Source organism: Clostridium sp. DL1XJH146, from assembly GCF_054819755.1.
Window position 1 is genome coordinate 1 of the sequence record NZ_JBTVVN010000170.1, and the last position, 245, is coordinate 245.

Annotated in this window: 1 protein-coding gene; it reads left to right on the plus strand. The window is 55.5% G+C overall.

Translation table 11 applies throughout. The features are described 5' to 3' along the window. Positions 1 to 245, plus strand: a 245-nt coding sequence (locus ACVHXK_RS18970) for a TCP-1/cpn60 chaperonin family protein (RefSeq protein ID WP_461207956.1), incomplete at both ends; no start/stop codon positions are given.

The following is a 245-nucleotide window of genomic DNA, read 5'->3' on the forward strand; positions in this document are numbered from 1 at the left end:
AGGGCGACAACCAGGACGAACAGACGGGTATCGCTATCATCCGCCGCGCTATTGAAGAACCGCTCCGCCAGATTTGCTATAATGCTGGCATCGAGGGTGCTGTGGTTGTAAACAACGTTCGCGAGGGCGAGGGCAACTATGGCTACAACGCCAAGACTGAGAAGTACGAAGACCTCCGCGCTGCTGGTGTTGTAGACCCCGCAAAGGTGGCTCGTGTTGCACTTGAAAACGCTGCTTCTGTTGCT